Genomic DNA, 21,581 nt, shown 5'->3' on the forward strand with positions numbered 1-21,581 from the left:
ATTATTCAAAAATAGGTTACACAATCGGTGACAACAGACCATGAAGTATGAATAGACTCATAATTCTTCATTTTGTGTACTAGTTGATATTTACTTTACAAGAAAATTTGTACATTTTGTGTAGAAACATGCAACGTGCTATTCGACATTTTTTGAATCATCAAAAGGATGATACCACCCCTTATGAATTGTAAAAACATCATGCTCGTTTCCATGTTTAATAGCATGAATTAATAACGCGATTTGGGCTTGATTTTGCATCGTTGTTGACTGTTGAAATGTATAGTAAAAGTTACTAACAATTAACCAAATTCGCTGTAACAATCGATTATTTTGAAGCCGAAATAGCTGCTCAAATAGATGCTTAATTGTTAGGGTTTTATTATCTAGCTGATCAACAATACTTTTATTATTTTGTAGTATGGATTCTAAGCATGCTTTTTCTAACATATATTTTGTTTCGATTAAGTCTTCTTTTGGCTTGCTATCATGTAAGAGAAACGTTGCTAAAATGTCGATAAGCTGATGATCGCCTACTTCTTTAATAAACGTGCCTTCGCCCCTTCGTGTTTCGATAAGGCCTAGCAACTCCAATGCTCGAAGTGCTTCACGCACAGAAGAGCGACCGGCATTTAGTCGCTCTGCTAACTCTCGCTCTGACGGAATTTTATCTCCTGTTTGCAGCTGATTAGACTGCATCAATTGCCGAATTTGCTTTAAGATTTCTACATAAACTTTTGAACGTTCATTCATCAACCTATTTTTTCACTCACCTTATCCGCTTAGTATCCACACATTTTTTTCGCTATCTTACTTTATTCAATGATAGCCAAACGCTGCGTTTTTAATGCAATATCATCTGGATCAACCTGTAACCTCGCAACACCTGTTTCCATCGCTGCCTTCGCCACAGCAGCTGCTACTGCTGGTGCAACTCTAGGATCAAATGGTGCTGGAATAACATAATCTTCATGTAAATCTTCTGATGAGATAAGACTTGCAATTGCTTCTACCGCAGCAATTTTCATCTGCTCATTAATATGAGTAGCTCGTACATCTAGGGCACCGCGAAATATACCAGGAAACGCCAGTACGTTATTCACCTGGTTAGGAAAATCAGATCTTCCTGTCCCAATTACCTTGACACCTGCACTCTTTGCATCGTCCGGCATAATTTCAGGCATTGGATTGGCCATTGCAAAAACAATCGGATCCTCATTCATTTTTTGAATCATCTCTTTTGTTAGAGCCCCTTCGACAGATACACCAATAAACACATCTGCGTCAGCAAGTGCATCTTCTAAAGTGCCCGTTACTTTTTGACGATTGGTATAAGCGGCTACCTCGTCTTTTATTTTATTCATTCCAAACGATCTACCTTCATAAACTGGACCTTTTGAGTCACACATAATAATGTCGCGCACGCCGTAGCGATGCAATAATTTAATGATGGCAATTCCCGCGGCTCCAGCACCGTTGGCTACTACCTTCACTTCTGACATCTTTTTATTTGCTAATTTCAATGCATTTACCAAGCCAGCTACCGTTACAATTGCAGTTCCGTGCTGATCGTCATGAAAAATAGGAATATTGGTTTCTTTTTTTAAGCGTTCCTCAATTTCAAAACAATTTGGTGCCGCAATATCCTCTAGGTTTACTCCACCGAATGTTGGTTCTAATAGCTTTACTGTCTCTACAATCTGGTCAATATCTGTGGTCTTTAAGCAGATAGGAAACGCATCGACCCCGGCAAAGCTTTTAAATAATACTGCTTTACCTTCCATTACGGGTAAAGCTGCTTCCGGACCAATATTTCCTAATCCTAAAACCGCAGTTCCGTCAGATACCACTGCGACCATATTCCCTTTCATTGTATACTCATACACATTATTCACATCATCATAAATTTCTTTACAAGGTTCAGCTACTCCAGGTGAATAAGCTAGGCTTAAGTCCTGAGCATTTCGAACAGGGATTTTCGATTTAGATTCTAACTTTCCTTTATTGATACGGTGCATATGCAGTGCTTCTTCGCGTAAAGACATGAGCTCACTCCTCATTCGATATAAGTATACATATAGCTATTAAAATAGAAACGATGCAGTTAAGCGTTAAGCGCTCAATTTCATTGCATCTAAGTAAATGTAAAATTAAGTAACAGTGGTCAGACCACTTTTTTTTTAACTTCTTTACAATATAACATCATCTACAATCTGTAAAGACTATAGCGTTTTTACAGCGACATTTTCATCTCCTAATAGGTCTTTAAACTGTGTAACGATATCACTTTCTAGTGAAATAAAATAGTCCGACGGTAAGCGTAATAATCGCTTCTCTAACTCATAGTACACCAGAACTGGTACATTTCCTTTAGCACTGTTAATTTTTTTATAAATACTACGAATTACTTTATCACTTTGAGCTGATGACTTTATCCTTAAATATACTTCTTGTTTCGGCAGCTCTTCTTCAAGTTCCTTTGCTAAATAAACTTCTTGTGCAACAATTTGTTGTTTATTTGTTCGAATATCCACCTTGCCTGTAATCAATACAATTTGTCCAATACTTAACAGCTGTTTGTATTTTTCGTAGCTTCTCGGAAACACTACTGCATCCGCATCGCCTGTTTCATCACTAATTGCAATAAAAGCCATTTGTTCACCTTGTTTGGTACGAATGACGCGTTCACTTGAGATAAGTCCAATAACTGAAACTTGTGTACCACTTTTACAGTTTGCAATATCGCATAGTGAGGTTGTAGAATGAGCTTCCATTAACCTTTCATGCTGAGAAGTTGGATGATTTGATAAATAGAAGCCTACTGCTTCTCTTTCACGTTCTAGGATTTCTTGTTCGCTGAATTCATCTACTATAATGTACTTTGGCTTGAGGGAAAACTCCATGCCAAAATCATCTTGTGGATCAACCAGCTGTGCGTGCTCGAATGCCACGTCTATCGTTTCAATAAGAGTGGCGCGGTTTTCACCAAACTCGTCGAAACAACCAGCGTTAATCAGCATTTCAAGAATTTTTTTATTTACAACCTTCGTCGATACGCGCATACAAAAGTCAAATAGATCCTCAAATGGTTTATTCTTTCTCTCATTAAGTACCTCTTGAACCACTGTTCCACCTACATATTTAATTGCTCCTAAGCTAAAGCGAATCTGTTTCTTTTCTACATTGAAAGCAAACGCGCTTCGATTGATAGATGGCGGTAAAAGAGCAATCTTTCTTTTTCTCATTTCTTGAATATATTGCTCACTTTTTGATTGATTTCCAATCGCACTGGTTAATAAAACTGCAAAAAATTGAAGAGGGTAATGTGCTTTTAAATAGGCCAAGTAATAAGTAATAAAGCTATATGCAACGGCATGACTTCTGTTAAATCCATAGTTAGCAAACTTAACAATTAAATTATAAACTTGGTCTGAGACTTCTTCGCTATACCCCTGCAGTTTACTTCCTTCAACAAAATGCTTTCTCTCTTTCTGGAGCGTCGTACTTTCTTTTTTACTGACGGCGCGCCTTAAAAGGTCAGCTTCACCTAGTGAGAATCCTGCCATTTGCGAAGCAATTTGCATAATTTGCTCTTGATAAACAATAACTCCATACGTGGTTTGTAAAATTGGTCTTAGTACATCATGAACATACGTAACCCTTTCTAAGCCGTGCTTTCTTTTAATATACGTTGGAATATGTTCCATCGGTCCAGGACGATACAAAGCATTGACTGCTACAATATCTTCTAGTTCCGTTGGTTGTAACTCTTTTAATACTTTACGCATGCCGTCTGATTCTAGCTGAAAGATTCCAGTTGTATCACCACTTGCTAAAAGCTGAAACGTCTTAGCATCTTGCATAGGGATATCTGATAGTTTCTGCTTTTTCCCTGTATCTCGCTCCACTTTTGCAAGAATATAATCAATTAACGTTAAGTTACGAAGACCTAGAAAGTCCATTTTAAGTAAGCCGATATCCTGCAGTGCTTCCATTGGATACTGAGTGAGGTACACATTATGCTGACCATCTTGAATAGGCGTATACGATGTCAACGGTTTGTCGCTAATAACAACGCCTGCAGCGTGAGTAGACGTATGTCTCGGAAGCCCCTCTACTTGCATCGCTAATTGTAAAAGCTTTTGTCTAGTCGGCGTAGTTTGAATATACTCACGGAAAGGCTTAGATTGTACAACCGCTTGTTGTAGCATGACTCCTGGCTTAGATGGTAACAGTTTTGAAATAATGGACAGTTCTTCTTTATCTATTCCTATAACTTTTCCAACATCTCGAATGGCAGCTTTAGCAGCCAATGTTCCAAACGTGATAATTTGAGCCACATGAATTTGACCATATTTTTCAGCAACATATTGAATAACTTGGTCACGCTTATTATCTGGAAAATCAATATCAATATCGGGCATTGAGATTCGTTCAGGATTTAGAAACCGCTCGAATAATAAATGATGCTTAATTGGATCAACATTGGTAATTTCTAACGTATAAGCAACTAAAGAACCTGCTGCTGAGCCACGTCCCGGACCTGTAATAATTCCATTTTGATGCGCATACTGCATAAAATCCCACACAATTAGAAAGTAATTGCTAAACTTCATCTCTTGAATAACACTAAGTTCATAATCTAGTCGTGCTGCATATTCAGGGGGTACTGTGCCTAAACGCTTCTTCAACCCTGCTTGACACTGCTTCTGTAAATAGCTATCCGCCGTATCCTCACTATTTGGGATTGGATAGGATGGAATCATCATTTTACCAAGTGAAAGCTCCAGGTTGCACCGTTCGGCTACACGATTTGTTTCATAGACAGCGGAAAGAACATCTGTATACAGGCTCTCCATTTGAGACTGTGTTTTAAAGTAGTATTCTTTCTTATCAGAATCCTCTTCTATCAGACTTTGAAGCATACTACCCTCACCTATAGCAGTTAGGCATTCATAGGCCTCATAATCTTCTTGAACAAGGTATTTTACGTCATTAGTAGCTAGTAACTTCACATTCAATTCTTTAGCTAAGTTACGAAGCTCCTCATTTACAGCCTGCTCTTGATTTCCGTGGCGTTGAAGAGACACATAAAAGCTTTCTTCTCCGTATATGTGTTTAAAGAATGCCATGGTTTGTCTCGCTTCGTCTAGCTTATTATCTAAAACAAGCGATTCAATTTCTCCTGATAATCCAGGCGTAAAAGCAATTATGCCTTCTTTATAATGAGGGAGCCACTTTTTTTTCACACCGTTCTTTTCTTTTGTTTGAACAAGACTGCTCAACTTCACTAGATTTTCATAACCCTTCTCATTCTGAGCAAGTAAAACAAGCGGATAAGAAAACGATTCATCTTCTTGCTTTAGCACATGTAAAGTCAAACCTATGATTGGCTTTATACCGGCTTTTTTGCACTCTTTATAAAAAGGGATAGCTCCGTACATCACGTTTTCATCCGTTAGAGCAACAGCTTTATAATCTAATGCTTTTGCGCGTTCGACTAGCTGCGTAATTCGAACTGTACTATTTAAGATGCTATATGCACTTTTTAATTGTAGATGAACAAAAGGCACGAGTCTTCCCACCTTCTTTTTATGTATTTATATCCATTATAAATTTTGTTGTTCTTCCATACAAATCACATAACTTGTTTTGTTTGTCCATATACATGAATTACAGCAGAAATGATAGAAAATGTATAAAAGGAGGGAAAAGATGAAAGAGCCCTTTATGTCATTGTTTATTTGGAGCTATTTCACTTCATTAGGTATTATTCTTGGCGGTGCTTTAATTGGTTCGTTTGCAGGATTTTTAATTGGTAAATCTCCATTTCATATCATGTATACTTTAAGTAACAGTTTAAAAATCTGGGCGATTGTGGGAGCAATTGGAGGCACCTTTGATACGTTCTATAGTTTTGAACGTGGCTTATTTGAAGGTGCTACTAAAGATGTTGTAAAACAAATCTTGTTAATACTTTCAGCGATGGGTGGTGCTCAAACAGGGGCACTAATTATTAAATGGTTAACTCAAGAGAGCTTAGGTTTATGAGAGTCCCAAATAAACGTCTATATAAGCGGTCAGATTTAGAACGTTTTTTCGCTGGATTAGTTATCGGTGCCATTGTTAGCTGGGGCGTTTTTTTAATTATTTATGGTGAGCTACAGCATGAACAAACAAAATCATTAGTGCAGCTTGAACAGCAGCTAGAAACAGCAGAAAAAAACAGCCTAATTTGGCAAGAGGATGTGCGAGAATTAAATAAAAAAATGAAAAAAAACATTTTAATTCAAGAGGTAAAAGTAAATTTAACAAATACGAAGCAATACAAATTAGGCTCTCTCACTTCTTACCATCTTCAAGCTAGCGTTGAAGAGGAAGCATTGCATTTAATTGCTCAAGATATTGAGAGTGCGTATGACGCACGAAACGTATTAAAAAAAGCAATCGAAAATAAAAAATATGAATTCGATAAAATGATTTATGAAGTCGAAGTGCATCAAATTTACTTTTACACCACTTTGTCAATTGAAATTCGCATAAAGAAAGTAGAAAAAGTTATGTAAAACAGGCGTACTAAGAGAATGTACGCCTGCTTAAACATTTACTGAAATAGTGCTTCTAAATCTTGCAGCAGTGGCTGAACCTCATCCCAAGAATAAATGGAAGCACCAGCTGCAAGTGGATGACCTCCTCCTTTATACTTACGAGCAATTGTGTTGATAACCGGCCCTTTTGATCTTAACCTTACTCGAATTTGATCTTCTTCTTCCACAAAGAATACCCATACCTTTATACCTTCAATATGCCCTAACGAACTAACTAGCTGTGATGCATCTGCTGGTGTTACATTATATTTTTCAAGAATTTCTTTTGGTATTCTCATATATCCAACTCCCGACTCCGATAGGGAGAAGTTTTGCAGTACGTAACCGTGCAAATGTGCTACGTTTTCTTTTGTTTTATACATCTCATCATAAACATTTTTGAACTCAAAATCATATTGAATCAAATCGCTTGCATAGCGGAAAGTCTTAGGCTTTGTGCTTGGAAATAAAAAGCGCCCCGTATCTCCTACGATTCCACTAAAGATTAACTTGGCACCGCGATCATTTAACATAAGTCCATCCTCTTTACCATGAAGGAAAAATTCATAGATCATTTCGCTTGTTGAACATGCTTCTGTATCCACCCATAGTAAATCTCCGTACTTGTCTTCATTCGGGTGGTGATCAATTTTAATTAACATTTTCCCTTTTGCATATCGCTGATCACAGATTCGTTCTTGATTGGCTGTATCACATACAATAACGAGTGCATTTTCATACAAATCATCAGCAACATCATCCATTTGATATAAAAACTTAAGAGATTCCGCTTCTTTTCCTGTTACGTAAATATTTTTTTCCGGAAAAGATGTTTTTAAAAGCTCTGCTAACCCACATTGAGAACCATATGCGTCAGGATCTGGTCTTACATGACGGTGAATAATAATTGTATCGAAACTTTTAATTGCATCTAAAATTTGTGTTTTCATCTAGCAGCACTCCCATCGATAAATTAGCAAACTATTTATGTACCAAACCTAATAGCTAGTTCTATTAAATCATAGATAGCTAGAAGTTTAAAAGCAGAATTAATTAATACTAGAATTTTCTGGCATCTATCGATAGAATAAGAATAAGTAGTCTGTTACATACAGCTTAAAGAAAACGCATTCAGTGCTATGAAGCCGAAATTTTTTAGATATTTTACCACCGATAAGTCATTATCTTTAAAAGGAGCTGAATGAATTAATGCCTATTCTCGCCATTTTAATTGTCATTTCATTTGTCTTTTATTTCTATTTAAAAGTTAAGTATGTCCGCTCCAAACGTCCTATTGAGCGCAAATGGATTTCTGCAAAATCGAGCATTTCACTCGGAGCTTTTGTACTTTTTTTTGGAATTAACCAATGGTTTATTTATGCAACTACAACGTCTCTCATTATCGGTATCATCTTTGCTTTATTTGGTCTCGGAAGTATTATTACAGGTATTCGCGCATATAAGTATTATCTTCCTCTTGCTACAAAAGAAGCTCAAACGTCTTCATGAAAAAAGTGTGCACTAAATGAGTGCACACTTTTTTTCATACACGTTCTAAGAGCTGTGCCATTAGCATTGCTTTACCGACAACGACGCCCTCATTATATACTTCAACATCTACCTTTCCAAACTTTCGTCCCAATTCTAATACTTTTGGTCGAATTTCAACAATGCTGTCAATTTGTACAGGTTTAATGAAATAGATGGTAATATTCTCAATAACTAAGTCACCTTTTTTAAATGAACGAAGTGCTCGATTTGCCGCTTCTGTTACAATCGTTGTAAATACACCGTACGAAATAGTTCCCATATAGTTTGTCATTTGCGGTGTCACTTCACAACGATAGAATGGTTCCGCTTTTGTATCTTTTACATCGATGAATTGATTAGTGACAATATCATCAATTGTTTCACCAACCTGAGGCTGTCTTTGAATCATCTGAAGTGCTTTTAAGACATCTTGTCGACTGATAATTCCTTCTAAATGGTGAGAATCATCAACTACAGGTAGAACTTCAATACCTTCCCAAACCATCATATGAGCAGAAGATGCCACCGACGTTTTACCATGTACCGTCATTGGATTTTTGGTCATTACCTTCTCAATAGGGGTTTGCACATCATAACCAATGACATCTTTAGAAGTCACCATCCCGTGAACTTTCATCTGATCATCCACTACCGGAAAACGACTGTGATGCGTTTTTGTGTTAAGATTATGCCACGTGGCAATTGTATCATTAAGCTTTAGACTAACAGCTTCTTCAGCTGGCGTTAAGATATCTTCAACCAGTACAATTTCCTTTTTAATTAGTTGGTCGTAGATGGCACGGTTAATCATGGTTGCAACAGTAAACGTATCATAACTTGTAGAAATAATCGGAAGTTTCAAGTCATCTGCGAGCTTTTTCACCCACTCTTCCGTATCAAATCCTCCTGTAATTAAAACAGCTGCTCCGGCTTCTAAAGCTAGTTCATGTGCATTTACTCGGTTTCCAACAATTAAAAGGTTGCCTGCTTCTGTATATCTCATCATGGCATCCAGCTTCATTGCCCCTATAACAAATTTGTTAAGCGTTTTATATAACCCTTCTCGTCCGCCTAACACTTGTCCATCTACAATATTTACAACTTCGGCAAACGTAAGTTTTTCAATATTTTCTTTTTTCTTACGCTCAATTCGAATGGTCCCAACACGCTCTATTGTAGAAACGTACCCTTTATTTTCTGCATCTTTAATAGCTCGATAAGCAGTACCTTCGCTTACCGTCAGCTCTTTTGCAATCTGCCTAACTGATATTTTCTCACCAATTGGTAACGAGTCAATATAGTGTAGTATCTGTTCATGTTTTGTCGCCAAATGTACTTCACCCTTCTAAAGCACCGGACGTACTCGGCGCTTTACTCTTTTCTTTTTATTATAAAGGTGGAAGGAGCGGGATTCAATCTCATCCTCTTTGACGAGTTGGCTTGCGAAGTTTTTGTTGCAAAAGCTTTTTTTGCTCTTCTTTTTTCGCGTATAAAAGTGCTGATACATTACCACCTACAACTAGCAGTGCTAACCCTAACCAAGCAAGGCTAAAAATCCCTTGAAGACTATCTATGCTTATGACAATATAGGGCTTTACATAATAAAGCATAAGGCCACACAGCAACAAATATAAAAGCGCTCTATTTCGCTTTAACACCAATACATTCCCCCTTTTTTATTTACATAGTATGCTTGTACACCCAAAAAAAGACGATGCACATTAAAATTGCACCGTCTTGCTTTTTCTCTTATAACTCTAAACCTTCTCCAGGATTTAAAACTTTTCCTTCAATTCCTTTTAAGGATTGAACGAACTCATGAGGATCTTGTTTAATAACAGGGAATGTATTGTAATGGATTGGAACGACTAGTTTGGCATTAATCCATGAAGCTGCAACTGCTGCATCCTCTGGCCCCATTGTAAAGTTATCGCCAATCGGCAAAAACGCTACATCTGGATGGTAATCGCTTAATAACTTCATATCGGAATAAAGGGCCGTGTCGCCCGCATGATAAATAGTTTTTCCTTCAATTGTTAGTAATAAACCGGCTGGCATACCCGTGTAAACAATTTGCTTGTTGTCTTCTTCCGTATAGCTTGATCCATGGAAAGCTTGTGTAAGTTTAACTTTACCGAATTCAAACGTATAAGCTCCGCCAATGCTCATTGGATGAACGTTTAAACCTTTCCAACCTAAATATGTAGCGAGTTCAGCAATAGCAATTACTTGCGCATTTGTTCGTTTGGCAATAGCAACTGTATCTCCTACGTGATCATTATGACCGTGGGTTAGTAAGATATAGTCTGCCTGTACATCGTCTGCATTTAAATCCGTTTGACCATTCCCAGTAATGAATGGGTCAATTAAAATCGTTTTCCCTTGCGTTTCAATTTTCACAACCGAATGTCCATGATACGAAATGTGCATAATAACCTCTCCTTTGTCATTATCACTAATTAACTAGTTCATACCCTTTCTATACTACTTTAAACAGAAAGGGTACGTTCTTTTTATTATAAATCGGTTATGCTTGCTCTAACAATGTTGTAGCATCAGAGTATGTTAATCCATGTGCATCAGCTACCGCTGCATATGTTACAAAGCCGTTTAATGTATTAATTCCTTGAAGTAACGGCGGATTTTTCAAACATGCTTTTTTATATCCTAGGGTTGCAATTTGAAGTGCATAAGGAACAGTCACGTTCGTTAAAGCCATGGTTGAAGTACGAGGAACAGCTCCAGGCATATTAGCTACCGCATAATGTAAAACACCGTGCTTTTCATACGTTGGGTTATCATGTGTCGTAATACGATCTGTTGTTTCAAAAATTCCACCTTGGTCAATAGCAATGTCTACGACAACTGAGCCAGGAGACATTGTTTTAATCATGGAAGTTGTAACTAATTTTGGAGCTTTGGCACCTGGAATTAATACTGCTCCAATTACTAAATCTGAATCCTTCACAGATTCTGCAATGTTATAGTGATTTGACATTAATGTTGTAATTTCCTTGCCAAATAAGTCGTCTAGTTGTCGAAGTCGCTCTGCGCTTAAATCAATAATGGTTACATTTGCTCCTAGACCAACAGCAATTTTCGCAGCATTTGTTCCCGCAACTCCGCCACCAATGATTGTCACTTTTCCTCGTTGAACACCGGGCACACCACTTAGTAACACTCCTTTGCCACCTTTTGTTTTTTCTAAAAATTGTGCGCCAATCTGCGAAGACATCCTTCCAGCTACTTCACTCATTGGTGTCAAAAGAGGAAGCGTACGATTCGGTAGCTGCACAGTTTCATAGGCAATACCTACTACTTTCTTTTCAATCAATGCTTTTGTTAATGCTTCTTCAGCAGCAAGGTGCAAATACGTAAATAAAATTAACCCTTCACGAAAATAATTGTACTCTTCTTGCAATGGTTCTTTTACTTTCATAACCATTTCTGCACTCCACGCATCGTGAGCTGTTTCAACAATGGTTGCTCCAGCTTCTACATACTGTTCATTCGTAAATCCAGACCCTTCACCGGCATTTTTTTCAACCCATACCTCATGACCGGCATTTGTAAATGCCGTCACGCCAGCTGGTGTAATAGCAACGCGATTCTCATTGTTTTTAATTTCTTTTGGAACACCTATTTTCACGATTGTCACTCCTTAATTCATTGTTTATTTATCATATGAATGATATGTAAAATAAGCTCCCCACCTTATGCTTATAAAGTGGGGAGTTTTTGCCTTACCTATAGTTTATCCATCTTTTTATTCATATAGTTCGTTGTCACTTTTATCTTCAACATTTTCAAATGTTGAAGCCATGTGACCATCTCCTACTACACCACTTGAGTAGGAGTCCATTAATTGTTGAAACGTTTTTTTTTCTCCTTCATGATCATATTCATAAACGTGCTGAGGTTTCTTTTTTTCTTTCATTGTTAATCTCTCCTTAGCTAACATGTTGTTTTATTCCCCACTATTTTTCTTCTAACTTGTTGGAGTTATGCACGACGTAGATGGGATTGTAACTCTATATGCTTTTACAAAAAATATGCATAAAAAATACGCACTTCAGTAAGTGCGTATTTTTTATGCATTAATTTCTTGTTTTAAATCCTCTTTAACCTTTAAGATTGCTTGTCTTACCTGGTCGAAACCTGTACCACCCGCACTATTACGGCGGTTAACCGCAGTTTTTGGGTCAAGTACATGATAGATATCTTCCTCAAACAAATTGCTTGCGGCTTGGTAGTTTTCTAATGGTAAATCCATTAAATAAATCCCTTGCTGAATGCATTCTAGAACAAGCTTGCCTACAACTTCATGAGCTTGACGGAACGGCATCCCTTTTGAAGCGAGGTAGTCTGCTAATTCTGTTGCATTAGAAAAATCTTTTTTGGTTGATGATTCCATAACGTCTGTTTTAACAGTCATAGTTTCAATCATTCCAGCAAAGATTGTCAAGCAACCCTCAATCGTTGTAACTGTATCAAACATACCCTCTTTATCTTCTTGTAAATCTTTGTTGTATGTTAAAGGCGTACCTTTCAACACTGTTAATAAGCTAAACAGGTGTCCATAAACTCTTCCCGTTTTCCCACGAATCAGCTCAGCCATATCAGGGTTTTTCTTTTGTGGCATAATACTGCTTCCTGTGGCATACGTGTCATCCATTTCAATAAACTGGAATTCTTGACTCGACCATAAAATTAACTCTTCACAGAAACGAGATAAGTGCATCATCAAAATTGAGCTGTTGCTCAAAAATTCTAAAATAAAATCACGATCACTTACTGCATCCATACTGTTTTGATAGATATCTGCAAAGCCCAACAGCTCAGCGCTATAGTAACGGTCAATTGGGAATGTTGTACCAGCAAGCGCTCCTGCTCCTAGCGGAGAGATATCAATGCGTTTTAACGATTCTTCAAATCGCTCAAAATCACGCTTAAACATTGATACATATGCTAACAAGTGATGAGCAAACGATACAGGCTGCGCTCTTTGTAGATGAGTGTAGCCAGGAAAAATCGTTTCAACATGCTGATCAGCTTTTTCAACTAATACATGCTGTAAATGTTTTGTTAGCTGGATGATTTGCTGGACATGTTTCTTTAAATATAGATGCATGTCAGTTGCAACTTGATCGTTACGACTTCTACCTGTATGCAGTTTTCCACCTACAGGACCGATTTCATCAATTAAGAGCTTTTCTAGATTCAAATGAATATCTTCGTACTGAGCAGAAAACGTAAGCTCTTTATTTTTTGCTTTTTGAAGCAGGGTTTGTAACCCTGCTTTAATTTGATTCGCCTCTTCACTAGAAAGAATCTTGCACTTTTCTAACATAGATACATGAGCTAAACTACCTTCAATATCTTCTTCTACTAAATGTTGATCGAACGAAATGGATGCTCCAAATTCATCAATCCATTGTTCAGGACGTTTCGTAAAACGTCCTCCCCACAATTTGGTCATACTGTCGTCACCTTCTTAGTATTCACCATGCTGCTAACTTTTGTTGGAAGTCCCCATAAAGAGATAAATCCTACTGCTGCGTTATGGTCAAATTCATCTTCTTTTGTATACGTAGCAAGTTTTTCGTTATATAGAGAGTTTGGAGACTTACGCCCTTCCACAATCGCATGACCTTTAAACAGCTTCACACGTACTGTCCCGTTTACATATTGTTGCGTATCTTTTAAGAATGCTAGTAATGAATTTGTTAACGGTGAGAACCAAAGTCCTTCATAAATAACTTCTGTTAGTTTTTTCTCGATAATAGGTTTGAAGTGTGCTACTTCTTTTACAAGTGTTAAATCTTCTAACTCTTTATGAGCTTTAATAAGAGTCATCGCAGCTGGACACTCATATACTTCACGTGACTTAATTCCAACTAGACGATTTTCTACGTGGTCGATACGTCCAACTCCGTGCTTTCCAGCAATATCGTTCAGTTCAAGAATAAGCTGAGCTAACGTATACGATTGGCCATTTAATGAAACAGGTACGCCTTGAACAAATTCAATTTCAACCGTTTCAGGAGTATCCGGCGTATTTTCTAATGCAGCAGTTAAATCGTAAGCTTCTTCTGGTGGAGCAGCCCAAGGATCCTCAAGAACACCACATTCGTTACTTCTTCCCCATAGGTTTTGATCAATTGAAAACGGGCTGTCTAAGTTAACTGGAATTGGAATGTTATGCTGTTTCGCATACTCAATTTCTTCTTCACGAGACCATTTCCAATCACGTACTGGAGCAATAACTTCTAAATCTGGATTTAAGGCTTTAATTGACACTTCAAAACGAACTTGGTCATTTCCTTTTCCTGTACAACCATGCGCCACGGCTACTGCATTTTCTTGCTCAGCTACTTCAACAAGCTTCTTTGCAATTAGAGGTCTTGATAACGCAGATACCAATGGATATTTCCCCTCATATAATGTGTGAGCTTGCAAAGCTGCTAATGCATAAATATTTGCGTACTCTTCTTTTGCATCAATCACGTGTGATGCTACCGCTCCAACTGTAATAGCTTTTTCTTTAATAAAGTTTAAATCTTTTCCTTCACCAACATCTAAACAACACGCGACCACATCATAACCTTTTTCCTGTAACCATTTAATAGCAACTGAAGTATCTAAACCACCTGAATATGCAAGAACAATTTTCGGATTACTCATCAACATTTCCTCCTAATATATATAAATACATCTCAATAAATTTTTATTCATTTAATCTACTATTACTTTAACAACTTTATTAGTTTTTTTCAATACTTATTCATAAAAAAGTATATAAATTCACAAATAATCTTTCTGAAACCTTATTTTATGAGATAAATATGCTCTAACTGTAAAATAAAATTGCATATATAAAGTAATAAAACGCATGATTTTTCTCATTACTTCCTTTATCATAAACAGTATAAGTTTGTATTTTTAAATTGGAAAAAGCATTGGTGAAAAGATTTTAGATGCAAGTGAGGCGTTTATTTATGCAAAATATGTTCTTATATAATAAAAGGTTGGGTATCTCTATTCCTGTTTTAGAACATTCATGGAATGAATATACTCCAGCACTGCAAGACAAGATTTTAAGTCAGTGGGAAAAAAATAGAGGCTTAATTCCTGATCGGATTGCAGAAATCGAAAGGAAAATTAATAAAAAACAGGCAGCTCTAGAGGAAGAAGATAACTTTCAAAAGTCTTGTAAATTAAACGAAGAAATTGCTGAGTTGGCCTCTATTATTAATGATTTATGGATTTGGTATCGTACGGAACAAGATGTATCTGCTAAAACTCATTTGTAAACAAAGTCAAGACATAAGCGTTTCCGTTAATGATCTATCCGAACGGTCGAGATTCAACTCTCAACCGTTCGGTTTTTTTTGTTGGTGGAGATAATAAGTTAAAAAAGAGTGAAATGAAGAATAAGGCACGCAATTTGTAGAGGAGGTAGAGGAAAGCGCATGTCTGCAGCTCAATGGAATCAACATGTTTTTCTCCAACCTCACTCATTTCCAAACGCCATAATTCGTCTTTGAGAAGAAATTATGGCGTTATATCCGGGCCTCGTCATTTACTTTTTTCTATTAAAAGACGATATTGATAAAATCGCTTCGCATAATCTGTTACTTGCTTTGTAAATCTATAGTTCATTCCTCCACCGATTGCCATACCTAGTAACGGAATACGACCATATGCCTTTCGCTTTAAGATGACTATAAGTAGGCTCTTCCCAATCTGAGCAGCAGCTTTATAAACAAGCGCTTCAGTTACTACTTGGTCTCTACCTTCATAAAAATAAGGATCTACGCCATGTTGGATTTCCTCTGTCAATTCAAGCCAACCTGCTTTTTGCAATTCGGGCGGCAATAAAGCTGCATGAAATACCTTTAACGTCATCATAAGTTCAAACGGTGTATGGATATTATAGCCATAGCTCATTGCTGCTTTTTGAATCGATTGTAAATTAATAAATAACAAAGCTGGAATATCTGTACCTACTAATAGAGTCTTTCCCGTACCGGATAAAGCGCCTTGTCCCAATGCATAAAGCCTTTGTTTTGCTAGCTGTTGATCACAAATGTAAGATAGTTGATCAATCTGTAGTGATTGAAGCTCTGGTATATCTGTAATATCTGGTTGAAATACGCGCGCTGTATTAATAATTTGTTTCTCAGCTTGTATCTGAATATCTGTATTTTGAATAAAGGATGTAAAGTGAAACATAAAATCATCTGTTTTGGCTAAATATTCTTGTAGAATATGCTCAGGTACAAGACTAACTGCTTTATGCAGCCATTCATCATATGTAATTTCAATCTGACTTTGATCATATTCATCCAATGTTTGTTCCCACTCCTGAATTTCGTGTAACAACTGCTCTTCTCGATTGTTTAGGCTCATGCTTTCACTCCTTTAAAGCTAAGTAATAGAATTTGTTTCCATTATAACAAATGTTTAGAAAGACACCTATTTTCATAAAACAAAAAAAGCTAGCGAAAGACGCTAGCTTTTTTTATGCTATTAAATATTTGCTAAACGAACTACGTCGCGAGCAATCATTACTTCTTCGTTTGTCGGAATGACAATAACTTTTACTGGAGAGTGAGGATAGCTAATAAATGCTTCTTCTCCTTGAACATCATTTAATGCTGGGTCCCAATACACGCCCATAAATTCTAAACCACGAAGTACACGAGCACGTACAACATCACTGTTCTCACCAATACCTGCAGTAAAGATAATTGCATCTACACCAGACATACGAGCTGCATAAGAACCAATGTACTTATGAATACGACCAGCAAATACTTCAAGAGCTGTTTCTGCACGATCGTTTCCTTCGCTACTTGCTTTAATTAAGTCACGTAAATCACTTGAGATACCAGATACACCAAGTAAGCCACTTTCTTTATTCAACACATTTAGCACTTCGTCTGCAGTTTTTCCTGTCTTTTCCATGATGAATGGAATTAACGCAGGGTCGATGTTACCAGAACGAGTTCCCATTGCTACACCAGCTAGCGGCGTGAAGCCCATTGATGTATCAATTGATTTTCCACCTTCAATTGCCGCGATACTTGCACCGTTACCTAAGTGACAAGAAATTAAACGTAGTTGCTCAACTGGACGACCTAATAGTTCAGCCGCACGCTCTGATACATATTTATGTGATGTACCGTGGAAACCATACTTACGAACACCATAGTTTTCATAGTACTCATAAGGTAAGCTGTATAAGAATGATTTTTCAGGCATTGTTTGATGGAATGCCGTATCAAATACTGCAACTGCTGGAATATTTGGTAAAATTGCTTGGAATGCTTTAATACCAACAACGTTAGCTGGGTTATGAAGAGGTGCTAAATCTGATAGTGCTTCAATTTCAGCTAGTGTTTCATCTGTAATTAACACAGAGTCAGCAAATTTCTCTCCGCCGTGAACAACGCGGTGTCCAACACCTGTAATCTCATCATATGACTCAATAATTCCTTGGGATAAAAGCTTATCTACTAAGATTTGAACTGCTACAGAGTGATCTGGGATTTCTCTTACTTCTGTTTGTTTTTCACCATTTACTGAAATAGTGAAAACAGCGTCGTCTAAGCCGATACGCTCTACTAAACCTTTTGTTAAAACTGCTTCGCTTGGCATTTCAAACAGCTGGAACTTTAAAGATGAGCTACCAGCATTAATTGCGATAATTTTTGACATATACTAAAAACAGCTCCTTTTTATATACGTGCATTATGAACTTGACGAAAAAGTACAAAACGATATTCTCTACAATATTCTATGCATTTCGACACAAATTCTATCCTTATTCATTTAATCATTCACCACTATAGATTTCAAGGGCTATGCACGATTAAAAGCGCCACCATAAAAAAATCATTATTTTCTAAAAAGACAAATTATTTATTTAACTTAAACCATTCATTCATCTGATTCATAATATCGTTCATTCCTTGCTTATTGCTAAACTTAGGTAGATTCACAAGAAGTGCGTTCTCTGGTGGAGTTACTCCCTCACCTTTCTTTTGTAAAACCAGAATACTCTTTGCTGCTTCTTCCTGCTTAAACATTGATAGCGGAAGTTGAATGATTGCTTGTACAATCGCTTCTTCTTTAAGCAATGGCTGCAGAAGATGAGATTGCTCAGAGTCAAATAAATTATTTGGAATCAGCGTGACTACATATCCACCTGATTTAACGTGGTTTAAGCTTTTTTCAATAAACAAATGATGAGCATACGTATGCCCTTCTTCTGACTTTACTTTATATTGAGCAGCACCTTCATCATTTGGATAATAGCCTACTGGTAAATCACAAACCACAAGGTCAACAGGATCGATAAATAGTGGCTGTAAACTATCTTGGTGAAATAACTCTACACCGTGCTTTTGAAGGTTTGCATTTACATAGGTTAACTGAAGCAATAAATCGTCAATATCAACGCCATACACTTGTTCAATTGAATGTGAATGCATATTTAAAATCGTGGTAATCAAATTACCAGCTCCTACTGCTGGATCTAGCACCGTATATTTTTCTTTACCTTGCATAAACTTACCAATGACATATCCCATAAACAACCCTACTGCATCTGGTGTCATTTGGTGATTAGGTTGAACAGCTTCTTTCATTCCTTTTAAAACTGCTAGTTGATATGCTTTTCGAATTGTCTCTTTCTCAAATTGATTCAGTTTTATAGAGCTATACTCTTTCTGTAATCTTTTTTTCGTTACCTCATCTAATTCGTCTTGTAAGATGTCTTCTTGAAATAAGTTTTCACCTGTTTCAGCAACCGCTTCTAGATATAAGCAGTCTAGCTCTTTTCGTAAAATTACTGCACTCTGATCGATAACCTTAAACAGCTGCTCCATTTTTGATAACTCGCTCACGTCTACTCCTCCTTGAACCTTCCATTTACTAATCTATCTTTCATTACAATGCTTTATATAGAACTCTAACAAAGAATTTTATTTTATCACAAATAGTTCATGCCGCACAAAGAAGGCGAAAAACAATGTTTTCCGCCTTTTTTGTCTAAAGCATGTTCAATTACTTAGCTGCTTTTGCTGCTTCAATTGCTGCTTCATAGTTTGGGTGATCCGTAACTTCTGGTAAATATTCAACATATGTTACTTCGTCGTTTGAATCTACCACAAACACAGAACGAGCTAATAAACGTAGTTCTTTAATAGTTACGCCAAATGCTTCACCAAAAGATAAATCGCGGTGATCTGATAACGTTTGTACGTTTTCAATACCATTTGAACCGCACCAGCGCTTTTGTGCAAACGGTAAATCAACACTTACTGTTAATACTTTCACATTGTCTAGCTTTGATGCTTCTTCATTGAAGCGGCGAGTTTGTGCATCACAAACACCTGTATCAATAGAAGGAACAACACTAATTAGACGCACTGAACCTTTTGTGTCATCTAACGTTATTTCTGACAAATCGTTTGCAAGAACCGTGAAGTTAGGCGCTTTGTCTCCTACCTTTACTTGATTCCCTAGTAATGTTACATCGTTACCTTTAAACTTAACTGTTGTCACGAATGATTCCTCCCCTAAATAAATATGTACATCCTTCATATTAGCGCCTATATAAAAAGATTGCAATTAAATGCGTTTTCCTTCATATAAAAAGCCCTCGTTTTTATAATTATACAACGAGAGCTTGTAGTTTATAGATTAAACGAATCATTACTATCATGGCGGTCGTGATGGTCATGATCATGACGATTTTTTCTAAACATATGCTGCATGCGTTCGATTGCTTGAGGGGCCGTGTCTAGTATTTTCTCGTATAAGTGCGTGCTTTCATTTAAATGGAGCATTTTAATTCCAGCTGAGCTGACAATCAAGAAAGCTATTGGCGTGATTGATACTCCTCCACCACTTCCTCCACCAAACGGATGGCTTGAATCAGATGACTGACCGCCTTGTTGTGAAGATGACTTTTGCCCTTCTCCATTAAATTCACTGCCTCCTGCAGCAAAGCCAAATCCTACTTTTGATACCGTTAGAATAACACTTCCATCCGGTGTTTCTACTGGATCTCCAATGATTGTATTGACGTCAATCATTTCTTTTAAATTTTCCATTGCTGTGGACATTAGACTCTTAATTGGATGTTCTCCCATTTAAGTAACCTCCTTATGTTTTAACAGAATGCGCCTTACTTTCGCTTTCAGGCTTATAAAAGCGAGGAATCTTGCGCCAGTGCTTAACTAAACGTAAACCTACTAATATAGCTTGGCCTAATCGGAATGAAATTATGCATTGAAAAATGGTTTCAGACCACATCTGTTGAAAGACTGGCACTACTGTCATCGTAGGAGAATTTTTCAGCCTCATATAGCGGTCTAGTAGATGAACAACACCACTTTTTGCAGACCATACAACGCCCACTAAAATAGCGCTGAGAGCTGCGTCACCCAGACCTACTCGCGTATGCCACTTTAGGTTTTTCACTGCTACCCGATTTAAAAATTTTTGGAAAATAGTATGAAAGCCAACAACATGTTCTAAGAATTGCTTTGCATCTTCCAGAAGATTGAGACCGTCTTCAACGGAATAGTCTTTCCATTTATCTTTATTTGTATTTTCTCCCGCTCCGCTTTTTTCTTCGACAAGCAGGGTTTTGGAATCTTTTTGAACCTTTACCACTGGTATTTCATATGTATAGCGAATGAGCTTAAACCACGCCATAAACGTCACGCGATAATAATCGTTATCCTTGGCATGTCGTAAGTCAATATATACCGTAATTTTCGTAACCATCACTATGAACACAAGGACAAGTAGTATTGCGATAACCCATGACACCCATATCACTTTCTTCACTCCTTTTTCCCCTTCCATTATGTCCCATACATCATGAAGTTAAACCTAACAAGAAAGGCCCCTACTCATTGAGTAGAGGCCTTCTATATTATTTTATTTCATGCACTACCGCAGTCTCTGCAAAATAATCATGCGCACCTTGCTTTTTAGGTAAAAAGGCAACGATGATATAACCAATAAATAGAACCGTTTTTGAAATATAACGTCCAATCCCTTCTCGGAACAAAACGACTGACCAGCTAAGCGGAGTTCCATTTAATGAGACTACCTTTAAGCCGAACACCATCTTTCCTAACGTTTGCCCAAAGAACTTGGTCATTAAAATAAAATAACCGTAAAATGTCAGTGCCGTAATGAACCAAAAAGGTGAGAATAATTGATCAACTTGAGCAAGGTCAAACGCTTTAAAAATTGGCTTTACAACAATGCCATTAATACTTCCTACTACAATGATATCAAGTAGGTATGCCCAAAAGCGCATCCAAAATCCAGCATAGCGATTTTCAACTACAGAAGGATTTACTATCTTATCCTCTAAAGGTGATGAATGTTCAACACCCGCTAGTTCTTTATCATATGAGTTATTTTCCATTATTC

At 37.1% G+C, this 21,581-nt stretch carries 22 protein-coding genes; 4 read left to right on the forward strand and 18 right to left on the reverse strand.

The genetic code is table 11. The features are described from left to right. Nucleotides 1-138: 138 nt before the first annotated feature. The 3 genes from EPL02_RS18530 to dnaE form a co-directional block, all read right to left on the reverse strand. Complete coding sequence (locus EPL02_RS18530; protein WP_286175491.1) at nt 139-753, reverse strand: FadR/GntR family transcriptional regulator; 615 nt, start codon at nt 751-753, stop codon at nt 139-141. 62 nt (nt 754-815) lie between these two features. Continuing rightward, a complete protein-coding gene (ystJ, locus tag EPL02_RS18535; RefSeq protein WP_131888381.1) occupies nt 816-2,045 on the reverse strand; it encodes an NADP-dependent malic enzyme in 1,230 nt (409 codons plus the stop codon). A gap of 177 nt (nt 2,046-2,222) precedes the next feature. Beyond that, on the reverse strand, nt 2,223-5,573 hold the full coding sequence (gene dnaE, locus EPL02_RS18540) for a DNA polymerase III subunit alpha (protein ID WP_131888382.1): 3,351 nt from the start codon (nt 5,571-5,573) through the stop codon (nt 2,223-2,225). Between the two features lie 142 nt (nt 5,574-5,715). Between dnaE and ytrH the strand changes: the two genes are divergently transcribed. Both ytrH and ytrI read left to right on the forward strand, forming a co-directional pair. Next, complete coding sequence (gene ytrH, locus EPL02_RS18545; protein WP_025907274.1) at nt 5,716-6,051, forward strand: sporulation membrane protein YtrH; 336 nt, start codon at nt 5,716-5,718, stop codon at nt 6,049-6,051. Continuing rightward, the gene (gene ytrI / locus EPL02_RS18550; RefSeq protein ID WP_131888383.1) at nt 6,048-6,566 is read left to right on the forward strand and encodes a sporulation membrane protein YtrI; all 519 of its coding nucleotides are present in this window, start codon (nt 6,048-6,050) and stop codon (nt 6,564-6,566) included. The genes ytrH and ytrI overlap by 4 nt, the downstream gene beginning before the upstream one ends. A gap of 38 nt (nt 6,567-6,604) precedes the next feature. Here the strand turns inward: ytrI and EPL02_RS18555 are convergent, their stop codons facing one another. Next, the gene (locus EPL02_RS18555; RefSeq protein ID WP_131888384.1) at nt 6,605-7,537 is read right to left on the reverse strand and encodes a DHH family phosphoesterase; all 933 of its coding nucleotides are present in this window, start codon (nt 7,535-7,537) and stop codon (nt 6,605-6,607) included. A gap of 259 nt (nt 7,538-7,796) precedes the next feature. Here EPL02_RS18555 and EPL02_RS18560 point away from each other — a divergent pair, with 259 nt between their 5' ends. Further along, the gene (locus EPL02_RS18560; RefSeq protein ID WP_094911884.1) at nt 7,797-8,096 is read left to right on the forward strand and encodes a YtpI family protein; all 300 of its coding nucleotides are present in this window, start codon (nt 7,797-7,799) and stop codon (nt 8,094-8,096) included. Nucleotides 8,097-8,130: 34 nt separating this feature from the next. Here the strand turns inward: EPL02_RS18560 and EPL02_RS18565 are convergent, their stop codons facing one another. From EPL02_RS18565 to EPL02_RS18590, 7 genes are all read right to left on the reverse strand, one after another. Further along, nucleotides 8,131-9,447: a CBS domain-containing protein gene (locus tag EPL02_RS18565; RefSeq protein WP_094911885.1), complete on the reverse strand. Its 1,317-nt coding sequence runs from the start codon at nt 9,445-9,447 to the stop codon at nt 8,131-8,133. An 88-nt stretch (nt 9,448-9,535) separates the two neighbouring features. Next, a complete protein-coding gene (locus tag EPL02_RS18570; RefSeq protein WP_256993359.1) occupies nt 9,536-9,775 on the reverse strand; it encodes a hypothetical protein in 240 nt (79 codons plus the stop codon). A 91-nt stretch (nt 9,776-9,866) separates the two neighbouring features. Further along, complete coding sequence (locus EPL02_RS18575) at nt 9,867-10,547, reverse strand: metal-dependent hydrolase (RefSeq protein WP_094911886.1); 681 nt, start codon at nt 10,545-10,547, stop codon at nt 9,867-9,869. 97 nt (nt 10,548-10,644) lie between these two features. Continuing rightward, the gene (gene ald / locus EPL02_RS18580) at nt 10,645-11,766 is read right to left on the reverse strand and encodes an alanine dehydrogenase (RefSeq protein ID WP_094911887.1); all 1,122 of its coding nucleotides are present in this window, start codon (nt 11,764-11,766) and stop codon (nt 10,645-10,647) included. Between the two features lie 117 nt (nt 11,767-11,883). Continuing rightward, nucleotides 11,884-12,054, reverse strand: coding sequence for a hypothetical protein (locus tag EPL02_RS21010; protein ID WP_165932597.1), 171 nt, complete (start codon nt 12,052-12,054; stop codon nt 11,884-11,886). A 153-nt stretch (nt 12,055-12,207) separates the two neighbouring features. Then, on the reverse strand, nt 12,208-13,596 hold the full coding sequence (gene argH / locus EPL02_RS18585) for an argininosuccinate lyase (protein WP_131888385.1): 1,389 nt from the start codon (nt 13,594-13,596) through the stop codon (nt 12,208-12,210). Beyond that, nucleotides 13,593-14,801, reverse strand: a complete 1,209-nt coding sequence (locus tag EPL02_RS18590; RefSeq protein WP_131888386.1) for an argininosuccinate synthase — start codon at nt 14,799-14,801, stop codon at nt 13,593-13,595. Before EPL02_RS18590 ends, argH begins: the two co-directional genes overlap by 4 nt. A 314-nt stretch (nt 14,802-15,115) precedes the next feature. Between EPL02_RS18590 and EPL02_RS18595 the strand changes: the two genes are divergently transcribed. Then, nucleotides 15,116-15,430 (forward strand): hypothetical protein, encoded by a 315-nt coding sequence (locus tag EPL02_RS18595; RefSeq protein ID WP_094911994.1) that lies wholly within the window; start codon nt 15,116-15,118, stop codon nt 15,428-15,430. Nucleotides 15,431-15,695: 265 nt separating this feature from the next. On the opposite strand, the gene EPL02_RS18600 is transcribed toward EPL02_RS18595, so the two are convergent. The 7 genes from EPL02_RS18600 to EPL02_RS18630 all read right to left on the reverse strand — a co-directional run bounded on the left by EPL02_RS18600 (nt 15,696) and on the right by EPL02_RS18630 (nt 21,576). Beyond that, nucleotides 15,696-16,529 (reverse strand): EcsC family protein, encoded by an 834-nt coding sequence (locus tag EPL02_RS18600; protein WP_131888387.1) that lies wholly within the window; start codon nt 16,527-16,529, stop codon nt 15,696-15,698. Between the two features lie 120 nt (nt 16,530-16,649). After that, nucleotides 16,650-17,840: an acetate kinase gene (locus EPL02_RS18605; protein WP_094911891.1), complete on the reverse strand. Its 1,191-nt coding sequence runs from the start codon at nt 17,838-17,840 to the stop codon at nt 16,650-16,652. 200 nt (nt 17,841-18,040) lie between these two features. After that, nucleotides 18,041-19,030, reverse strand: a complete 990-nt coding sequence (locus tag EPL02_RS18610; protein WP_131888388.1) for a class I SAM-dependent methyltransferase — start codon at nt 19,028-19,030, stop codon at nt 18,041-18,043. Nucleotides 19,031-19,190: 160 nt separating this feature from the next. Then, entirely contained in the window at nt 19,191-19,691 is a 501-nt protein-coding gene (tpx, locus tag EPL02_RS18615; RefSeq protein ID WP_094911893.1) for a thiol peroxidase, read from the reverse strand. Between the two features lie 131 nt (nt 19,692-19,822). Beyond that, nucleotides 19,823-20,281, reverse strand: coding sequence for a GerW family sporulation protein (gene ytfJ, locus EPL02_RS18620; protein WP_131888389.1), 459 nt, complete (start codon nt 20,279-20,281; stop codon nt 19,823-19,825). 13 nt (nt 20,282-20,294) lie between these two features. Continuing rightward, entirely contained in the window at nt 20,295-20,984 is a 690-nt protein-coding gene (locus EPL02_RS18625; protein ID WP_286175481.1) for a DUF2953 domain-containing protein, read from the reverse strand. A gap of 88 nt (nt 20,985-21,072) precedes the next feature. Further along, nucleotides 21,073-21,576, reverse strand: a complete 504-nt coding sequence (locus tag EPL02_RS18630) for an RDD family protein (protein WP_131888390.1) — start codon at nt 21,574-21,576, stop codon at nt 21,073-21,075. Nucleotides 21,577-21,581: the final 5 nt, after the last annotated feature.

The organism is Bacillus sp. CBEL-1 (assembly GCF_004348885.1).
GTDB classification, from domain to species: domain Bacteria; phylum Bacillota; class Bacilli; order Bacillales; family Bacillaceae_H; genus Priestia; species Priestia aryabhattai_A.